The 8,099-nt window shown below is 52.2% G+C and carries 10 protein-coding genes and 1 pseudogene; 3 read left to right on the top strand and 8 right to left on the bottom strand.

The genetic code is table 11. The features are described 5' to 3' along the window. Together H6F43_RS21765 and H6F43_RS21760 are read right to left on the bottom strand one after the other, a co-directional pair. Positions 1-315: hypothetical protein (locus H6F43_RS21765; protein WP_190345260.1), on the bottom strand; the 315-nt coding region annotated here is incomplete at its 3' end. Between the two features lie 18 nt (positions 316-333). Then, entirely contained in the window at positions 334-843 is a 510-nt protein-coding gene (locus H6F43_RS21760) for a hypothetical protein (protein WP_190345259.1), read from the bottom strand. Between the two features lie 48 nt (positions 844-891). Here H6F43_RS21760 and H6F43_RS21755 point away from each other — a divergent pair, with 48 nt between their 5' ends. Continuing rightward, positions 892-1,098 carry a hypothetical protein gene (locus H6F43_RS21755; RefSeq protein ID WP_190345258.1) on the top strand — a complete coding sequence of 69 codons (207 nt, stop codon included), beginning with the start codon at positions 892-894 and terminating at the stop codon, positions 1,096-1,098. A 308-nt stretch (positions 1,099-1,406) separates the two neighbouring features. On the opposite strand, the gene H6F43_RS21925 is transcribed toward H6F43_RS21755, so the two are convergent. The 3 genes and pseudogenes from H6F43_RS21925 to uvrC all read right to left on the bottom strand — a co-directional run bounded on the left by H6F43_RS21925 (position 1,407) and on the right by uvrC (position 4,165). Further along, the gene (locus H6F43_RS21925; protein ID WP_199290527.1) at positions 1,407-1,850 is read right to left on the bottom strand and encodes a hypothetical protein; all 444 of its coding nucleotides are present in this window, start codon (positions 1,848-1,850) and stop codon (positions 1,407-1,409) included. A 71-nt stretch (positions 1,851-1,921) separates the two neighbouring features. Then, positions 1,922-2,146 (bottom strand): annotated as a pseudogene (locus H6F43_RS21745) (IS630 transposase-related protein); the annotation flags it as partial. Between the two features lie 72 nt (positions 2,147-2,218). Continuing rightward, positions 2,219-4,165, bottom strand: a complete 1,947-nt coding sequence (gene uvrC / locus H6F43_RS21740; RefSeq protein ID WP_190345256.1) for an excinuclease ABC subunit UvrC — start codon at positions 4,163-4,165, stop codon at positions 2,219-2,221. 136 nt (positions 4,166-4,301) lie between these two features. Here uvrC and H6F43_RS21735 point away from each other — a divergent pair, with 136 nt between their 5' ends. Continuing rightward, positions 4,302-4,478 carry a hypothetical protein gene (locus tag H6F43_RS21735; protein WP_190345255.1) on the top strand — a complete coding sequence of 59 codons (177 nt, stop codon included), beginning with the start codon at positions 4,302-4,304 and terminating at the stop codon, positions 4,476-4,478. Positions 4,479-4,486: 8 nt separating this feature from the next. On the opposite strand, the gene H6F43_RS21730 is transcribed toward H6F43_RS21735, so the two are convergent. The 3 genes from H6F43_RS21730 to H6F43_RS21720 are packed head-to-tail and all read right to left on the bottom strand — an operon-like array spanning position 4,487 to position 7,317. After that, a complete protein-coding gene (locus tag H6F43_RS21730; protein ID WP_242025846.1) occupies positions 4,487-4,888 on the bottom strand; it encodes a response regulator in 402 nt (133 codons plus the stop codon). A 52-nt stretch (positions 4,889-4,940) separates the two neighbouring features. Next, positions 4,941-5,768, bottom strand: a complete 828-nt coding sequence (locus H6F43_RS21725) for a transglutaminase-like domain-containing protein (RefSeq protein WP_190345254.1) — start codon at positions 5,766-5,768, stop codon at positions 4,941-4,943. 4 nt (positions 5,769-5,772) lie between these two features. After that, entirely contained in the window at positions 5,773-7,317 is a 1,545-nt protein-coding gene (locus H6F43_RS21720) for an FAD-binding oxidoreductase (protein WP_190345253.1), read from the bottom strand. 390 nt (positions 7,318-7,707) lie between these two features. Here H6F43_RS21720 and H6F43_RS21715 point away from each other — a divergent pair. Next, positions 7,708-8,099: CpcT/CpeT family chromophore lyase (locus H6F43_RS21715; RefSeq protein WP_199290526.1), on the top strand; the 392-nt coding region annotated here is incomplete at its 3' end.

Genomic DNA, 8,099 nt, shown 5'->3' with positions numbered 1-8,099 from the left:
CTGAATGACATGAGCAAGAATTGACCGGACAATCCCAGTCTTACCGCTTTCGTTCACCCACACGACTTCACCCGACAGCGCTCCACGGTCCCTGAGGTCAGAAACCATATTTGTTAAATCGTGTTCGATGTAACTAGTAATGACTGCGACAAGATCGCGGTTGCCAATTTTTTCTTTGAGCTTACTTTTATTTATCGTTCTCTCCGAAGAGGGTGGAACTTCAACAAAATTATGTTTTTGCAACCCGTAGTTTTTAGAGAGCACTTCAAAAACTTCTCGCCGCGTAGGTGGCTCTCCCCCACCAATGCCAAGCACAACTCATGAGAGATCAACCTACGGTTGATCCATCTGTTTCAGTTGAGGCACCGCTACTGCTTTAACTGGAGAGGACCAGTTGCCTCGGAACCACTCCAGTTGTTCGTTGGAGTCCTCAAGTTCGGCTTGCAGGGTTTTTCGTTCCTTTGCAAGCTGTTCGTTTACTTCATTCAGGCTTTGAACCTTGTGGTTCAACTGCTCATTGTCCTGCCATGCAAGAGCTTTGAGTTCTTCGAGCTCTTTATTTTGGTGGCTTAACTGCTTATTGTCCTGCCATGCAAGAGCTTCGAGTTCTTTAAGCTCTTGATTATGGTGCTGTAGCTGCTTTAACTCTGCTCCTCTTGATTCCAGCGCTTTTTCCAAGGTTGTCGAGCGAGCAACTTGAGTTTGGGCAGTTTTAAGCTCCTGTTCAAGTCGTTGTGTCCTTTGAACTGCTAGGTATCGTTCTTTAGTGACAGCCACAATGGACTGATCTAAATTTTGAATGCGAACGGATGCATTGTTTGCTTGCTGTCGAGTTAACTGCAAATCGGCTTGTAAGCGGCTTAGGCTCTCGTCGGTCCGGTTATTCTCGGCTTGCTGTCGGGCAATTTGATGATGCAGGAGGGCGATCGCGTGATCGCGCTGCTTGAGTTGCGCTTGCCCCTGAACTTGCTGCTGCTGTATGTTTTGCAGTCGCTGTTGCAAACTCGTGAGGGCATCTGTATTGCTTCGCTGCTCTTGCTGCCTTTGGGTAAGCTGACTCTCATAGTGAGCGATCGTGCGCTTAGACGTTTGAATTAGTCGCGCCTGTTGCCCTCGGTAGTGTTCTAACTCTGTGAGTAAGGCAGTTCGCCGTTGCAGTTGGTCCTGGAGTTGTTGCTGTAGGCTCTGCGCTTACTTGCTTGTTCTTGCTGCGCTAATCGCTTCTGAAGCCGCTTGCGATGGAACACCCATTCGACAAGGCCCCACGAGGCTAGACCACCCAAACCAAAGAGGATCAGGGTAAGGATGTAGTATCGTTCTGCACCACGATCGCTCAGTAAACTGCTTGGAAGCGTTTGCAGCCAGGCTTGGTGGGCTGTTCGGAACAATGGTGGACTGCTTCTGACCTAATACACTCGCCCCACAATCTGACCAGGGTTTGTTCTCCCAGTTGGATCACGGCTAAGGTCGCGAGCATTGTCAAATTTACCCTCAGCAACTAGCGGTGGGGGATTGCGTAAGTAATCGTAGGGATAGGTGGTTAATTGATTAACTTGCAGGCTTTTTCGCCAACTCAGCTTCGAGGTCGTGACATGAAGAATATGTTGACCCGGACAGTCCCTGGTCTCGACTGCGCAATCGGTGACCACCAATCCAAACAGTCCATAATTGCTGTCGAGCGTTCGCTGTAGCTCATTGTTGTCACCAAGCAGTAGAGCATATGAGAGCTTGGTCGGCAGCATGTGAGACAGCAGGTTAAAGTCGGTCGTTTGGACGCGAACGATGGTACCGCGCCAGTAACCTTGATGATTTTGCCAGTTAGCCGCTGTCGCCAGTCCAAAGCTGGACACGCCGATGATTAGGAATCGCCCGAATGCTGCACTGACAGTTCTTGATCGCTCTAGCGCTATAGATAGCCCTTGGCAAAGGCTCGAAACTTCTCCCAATCCGTGATCTTCTGTTTTGGGCTAGAAGTAACCCTGGGCTTGACCGCAACGTCTCCTGTTTCCGCTCTCCTGTGAAACCATAGGTTGATCGTGTTACGACTGATGTTGAAGACCTGACTCGCTTCGCTCTTTTTTATCCCATCGAGTTCGATCGCTTGCATCACTTTTTGCCGCAGGTCGTAACTGTAAGCCTTGACCATCCCAGCTTTCTCTAGCACTGCTCCTCTGAGTCTAGGTCCTATCTGGACGGGCGACAGCTATAAAACCAGTGCTTAATCCGAGGCGATCGGATCAGCATCGTAGACGGGGTGGAAGTAGTCATAAATTTGCTGAGCCAGTCGGGAACCAATACCGGGAACGGCAGCGATTTGAGCTGGGGAAGCTTCACGCAGATAATCGATCGACCGGAACGTTGCCAAGAGTTGCTTTTGGCGGTGATGCCCCAGCCCAGGAATTTCGTCAAGCCGCGATCGCCGCATTCGAGCGCTGCGCTGCTGACGATGGAAACTAACGGCGAAACGATGCGCTTCGTCTCGCAAACGGCGAAGCAGCTGCACACCGGGTTGCTCAGCGTCAGACTCTACCGGAAACGATTCGCCAGGCAGGAAAATCTCTTCTCGCTGCTTGGCAAGGCTGATCACGCGTACGTCTTCTAGCAGGTTCAGTTCTCGTAGCACCGCAACTACGGCAGAAAGTTGTCCTTTGCCACCATCGATCATGACTAGATCGGGAAAGTCGGTGAGGAGCGCAGCGTGAGAGGTCAGGGGTGAATCTGTCTCTTCGCTTCTTAGCTGCTCACCTTTTTCTTTTAAGGCAGCGAACTTGCGGAATCGACGGCGGATAACCTCTGCCATGCTGGCAAAGTCGTCAGAGTGACCAGACGTGACAGTGGGATTCTTGATTTTGTAGTGGCGGTAATGCTGTTTAGCGGGAAGTCCATCGACAAAGACTACCTGCGAGGCGACAGCATCCGAGCCTTGAATATGAGAAATGTCGTAGCCCTCGATGCGGCGCGGCACATCGGGTAAATCCAGCAGTTCCGCAAGATCCTGCATGGCTTGGGTATTGCGATCAGCGGATCGTTGAGTCCGCGCCAGTTCATACTCAGCGTTGCGCTCGACCATTTCAATCAGCTCTGCCTTAGTCTGCCGCTGCGGAGCAAGGATTGCCACTTTGCGTCCCTTGGACTGGCTGAGGAATTCCGCCAGCATCTCAGCTTCGGGCAGCGCGTGCTGCACAAGGATTTCCGCTGGAATTTCCACTGGATCGACGGTCTGGAAGTGCTCTTCTAGCACGCGCTGCAAAATTGCTCCCGGCTCCCCCGATTGGGCATCCGCAATGAAGCCCAACCGCCCAACTAATCGTCCAGCACGAATTTGAAATAGCTGAACGCAGGCGTGCTGCTCATCAGCAGCGAGGGCGATCGCATCTTGCGATACCGTATCATTCGGTAACGACACCTTCTGATCGGCTCCCAGCGTCTTCAAACCAACAATCTGATCGCGAATCCGAGCGGCGACCTCAAAGTTGAGTGCTTCAGCCGCTTGCTCCATCTGGTTCGTTAGAATCTCGACTAGCTCACCTGATCGTCCCTGAAACACCATCGCCACTTTTTGCACCGTCTTGCGATACTCGTCCGGCGTGATCACTGCCTGACACACGCCCGGACAGCGACCAATATCATAATTAAGGCAGGGGCGGTCCTTGAATAAAGGCTGGGGACGCTGACGCAGGGGAAAAATTCGTTTGACCAAATGCAGCGTAGTCCGTAGCAGCCGCGTATCTACGTAAGGACCATAGTAGCGGTCCTTCTCTCGACCCATCCGGCGCTTGCGGGTAATGAAGATGCGTGGGTAATCCTCCGACCAGGTGATGCAGAGGTAGGGATATTTTTTGTCGTCCTTCAGCAGCACATTAAAATGGGGCTGGTGCTGCCGAATCAAGTTTGCCTCTAGCGCTAGCGCCTCGGCTTCAGTATCAGTCACGATGAACTCTACGTCCATCACCTGTCGCAGCATTAGCGCGATGCGTGGGCGCGTATCATGCCCGTTGAAGTAGGAGCGCACCCGCGATCGCAGCCGCTTTGATTTACCAATGTAGAGAATGTGCTCGCTGGCGTCCCGCATGTAGTAAACGCCAGGTTCAGCAGGAATTTCCCGCAGCCGCGCTTCTAAGCGTTCTGGATCTTTTACCAGCGGCAGAGGTTGAATGGAAGTCACAGTGGACTCAGTAAGGCTGACTAGATTACTTCAATGCTAAACGATATTGCAAAGACTTGAGAAAGCTGTAGACATAGGGATATCCGTAATTGCTATGCTGTTTGTATCATTTCAAACATAGTTCCCTGGTACTCCCATGAATCGTAATGAGTTAGCGTCCCAAGCCCGTGCCGCGATCGAACAAACGCTTGACCAGCTTCAGACCGCTACGCTACTGATCGCACAATTAGAGACCCAGGTTGCTGCAGCAGGTAGAAGCGTTCAAGCACTCAGCAATCTGATCGAAACCTACGTCACTCAACAGGATGAGTAGAGTTCTACTCATTGCGCTAATTCTTCTTGGATGCTGCGTTCTAGCTGTACCAGCTTTACGGGTTTGACCAAGTATCGACGAGCACCTAAGCTAAGCGCTCGTTGCTGGTCCGACTGAAAAGCAAAGGCTGAAACGACAATAATTGGAATGTGCAGCCACTCCGGATGTTGCTGGACCTGCTGCAGCAGGGTAAACCCATCAACATCCGGCAGCTTGAGATCTAGCAGAATCAGGTCGGGCTGGAACGCTGCGATCGAGGTTTCAAACGCGCTTCCCCCTGGCAACTCCAGAACGTTGTAACCGCAGTACTTCAGGTATTCACTCATCAGTTGCCGACTGATGTCGTTGTCTTCGATCAACAGAATGTTGGTGGATGAGTTGGCTCTAGATGGCAAAGCAAGGATCATCATTCTTCAGCCCTGACTGCTCGTGATGATACATGCCGTTGGCTCCCATACATCATCATTCCTCCAAGCTTTTGCGGATGACGGCTAGTAGTTGCTGAAGCACTCCAGCATCCTCTGCGGTTGGCACCGCTGCTAAGTATGCCTCTAGATCTTGGCGCGACTCTGCCAAGCGATTCAGGCGGTAGTAAAGCACGCCTCGATCGCGCAATTCTGGCGGCGTACCTGGAAACAGCAGCAAAATCCGCTCGATTGCCGCAAGTCCCTTTAGCAGGTCGCTCCGGTTCAGGTAAATCACCTTCAGGTTGGTCAGCATTCTTCCTAAGAACTGTCGAGGCGTGACAGCAGCTAGGAAACGTGGAGACATTTCAACTGGACCGTAAAGCTGCGACAGCCGCTCTTGGCAGTCTTGCGGAAACATAACTTCGCCGCCGTGGAACGCATCGACAAACACTTCCATCTCTGCGACAGCCGGACGAATCAAAAAATGTCCAGGCATTCCCACGCCGACCATGGGAAAGTCGAGTCGTCGAGCGATCGCCAAATACACCAGCGACAGCGTAATTGGAATTCCAGTGCGACGATCGATCACGTCATTGATGTAGCTATTGCGGGGGTCGTAATAGTCGGCTGTATTACCCGCAAAACCCAGATCATCGTACAGATAGCGATTAATGGTCTGGATAATTCGCAGCGGGTAAGACTCTGCGGGAAGCCGCTCCTCAACCTCAGATGCCATTGTATCCAGCGCGTTCAGGTACGCCTCCACATCGAGCTGAGGATACTCTTCCTGTGCCAGATACAGCGCTGCTCGCTCTAGATTAATCTGCTCATCCGGCTGCTGGATTTCCCGATGGAAGAATTGTCGTGCGATCGGAACGTTCATAAGGTCAATCTGAATAATCACCTCCACTGCCGTACTCTAGCGCTTCTAGCCACCGTCGGATCGCGTACTGGGGCTTGGAAGGAACCGATTCAGTCCCAGAGGAGACCCGTTGAGCAAGCAAAGCTAGCGCCGTGTATCCAGCCAAGTTTGTGTAGTGAAGTAGCCAGTTTAACAGCGTTGGCACTCCCACCTGCGGCAAGATTTTCAGCACCAGATCTGGATGCGCTAGCGACGTTTTAACGAGCGTTTGGGACAAGGGCGACCACTGCACCACATCTTGTAAAAACGGCTTCAGAACTGGATCGCCCAACTGCGACATTTCTGTAAACACTGCCGATAGCAGCTGATTGATTTGATTGGGCGCGATCGTCTGATTCATCCCCACGCTCATTGCCCGCTGGAACAGCCACGTCACCGCCAGATTCGGTTGATAGGGCTGAAGTAAAGTAAGCGAGGCGCGATCGAGTGCTTCGCTTTGTAAGGCATCGTGAATTCCATCGCTCAGCCGCTTTAGATGCCGCACCATGGCTCCGAAGCCACCGAAACTTAGCGGAGACTGCCCGCCACTGCTGTCACCCACTGGAAGAATTCGATTCCAACTGGGTTTTAGGGGACTTTGACGGTAGCAGGGAAACAATCCGAACAGCGCTCGTTTAAAGCGGAGCTGATCCAGTGCCGTGTTCTGATAGCTGGGTAGCAGGCGCAAGTAGTCTTCAAACAGGGCCTCTAGACTGAGCCGATCGCGATCAGCGTCTAGATAAGTAAACAAATACGTCGTTCGTCCATCTCGTGCGGGAAACGCTTCCCAAAAATACTGACACTGATGCTGCAATGGTGTGAATGAAACCAGCAGATCGCCAGAGTCGTTGTTGGCAAATCCCTCTGCACAGGTGCCCACCACAAGACAAACGGCATCTGGTTTTTTACCTTGCCGTGCCTGCTGCACGATCGGCGAAAAATGCCCCATCGCATCCAGCATAAGGCGCGTCAGGAATTCTTGCCCTCCCGCTTTCACACAAACCCCTGTGGAGTGAACGATCGCCGTCTCGAACGGCGTCTGCTCAAACAGGTGTCCGCCCCATGTCAGAAAGCGCTGCTTCAAAACTTCTAGCAAGTAGACTGGGTCAACGCCAATATTCAGCACGTCTCTGACCCAAAATGCTGGTCCTTCAAAAAACTGGATGCGGGCAGGATTGTATTGGGTAGCGATCGCGTGCTCCAACTCCGTTGGGGTTAGCAAACCCAACTCGACGAACGTTTGTAGCTCTTTGCGAGAAACATTCCACTCCTGCTCTCGTCCTCGCAAACGTCCCCGCTCAATCAATGCCACTCGCCAACCGCGCTGCGCCAGTGCTGCACCGATCAAAATTCCCAGCGTCCCGCCGCAGATCACGACATCCCACGCTGGCTCAATCTCCGATTGGTCTACCTGCACGACGGTTGGAGTAGGCAGTGTGCCTTCTCGCAGCGATCGCCAGAGTGCATCTGCCTGCTGCAACCCAAAACGTGCTTCTGGCAGTTGCGAGAAGATCTCTTCAGTCAGAGTCATGCCATGGAGCGATAAAGAGCCATAGGAGTAACTTACCGCGATCGCGCTAACTTACCGCTTGGAGATTGGTCATTCGGCAATACCTGATGTCAATTCGGAATTCGGGATTCGGAATTCGCACCTCAGAATTACAAAAACTGAATCTCGTCAACGTTTCAGTCGGTTGATCTGTCAGTGGAATTTAGAGAATTGGTACAATGCCGTTCACGCATAACGCGATAGATGGCTGAGTCATCATCAGAAATGGGAATGCCTCAAGGCAAGGTTTAGATGGCACCTTTTCACGGTCGTGCTTTCCAGATAGATCGTTTGCAGAACATCGATTCGGTCCAATGCTATGCCTGTAATGCGTTTGCCCTAAGCAGGTACTACTCTAAGTAGAAATGCAGTGTGACAAAAGCAATGAATCGAAGCACGATCGCCGTCGTCGGTGGAGCACTTTGGTTACTGGCAGGTTCAGCGATCGCCGTTCCGTTAGAGCAGCAAGTTGAGGCAGTCGCCGCACACCTACAGGGCGTTATGGATACCTCTGCTCAGGCGATCGCTAACCCCAAGGCAGCAAATGTGCAGATGACAACCTGCCACGTTCGGGTTGTGGATGCCGGACAGCCTGCGACCCTGTTTCTCTATCAGGAGCAGTCACTCGCAGAACGGTTGGATAAACCCTATCGGCAGCGGTTTTTGCAGCTATCGCCCAGTCGCTACAGCCAAACGGTACAGTCACGATCGTTCCGTCCAGCGAATTTAGCCGCGTGGGCTGGGTTTTGCAACAAACCAGAAGG

Origin of the sequence: Leptolyngbya sp. FACHB-36, from assembly GCF_014695955.1 — a bacterium.
Lineage (GTDB): Bacteria > Cyanobacteriota > Cyanobacteriia > Leptolyngbyales > Leptolyngbyaceae > FACHB-36.
The sequence above is the reverse complement of the archived record's forward strand: the minus strand, read 5'-3'. Positions and strand labels throughout refer to the sequence as shown.

Coding starts and splice junctions, on each gene's coding strand:
- H6F43_RS21725 (WP_190345254.1), bottom strand. CDS start 5,768: ATGAACGTTCCGATCGCACGACAATTCTTCCATCGGGAAATCCAGCAG.
- H6F43_RS21720 (WP_190345253.1), bottom strand. CDS start 7,317: ATGACTCTGACTGAAGAGATCTTCTCGCAACTGCCAGAAGCACGTTTT.
- H6F43_RS21735 (WP_190345255.1), top strand. CDS start 4,302: ATGAATCGTAATGAGTTAGCGTCCCAAGCCCGTGCCGCGATCGAACAA.
- H6F43_RS21730 (WP_242025846.1), bottom strand. CDS start 4,888: ATGATGATCCTTGCTTTGCCATCTAGAGCCAACTCATCCACCAACATT.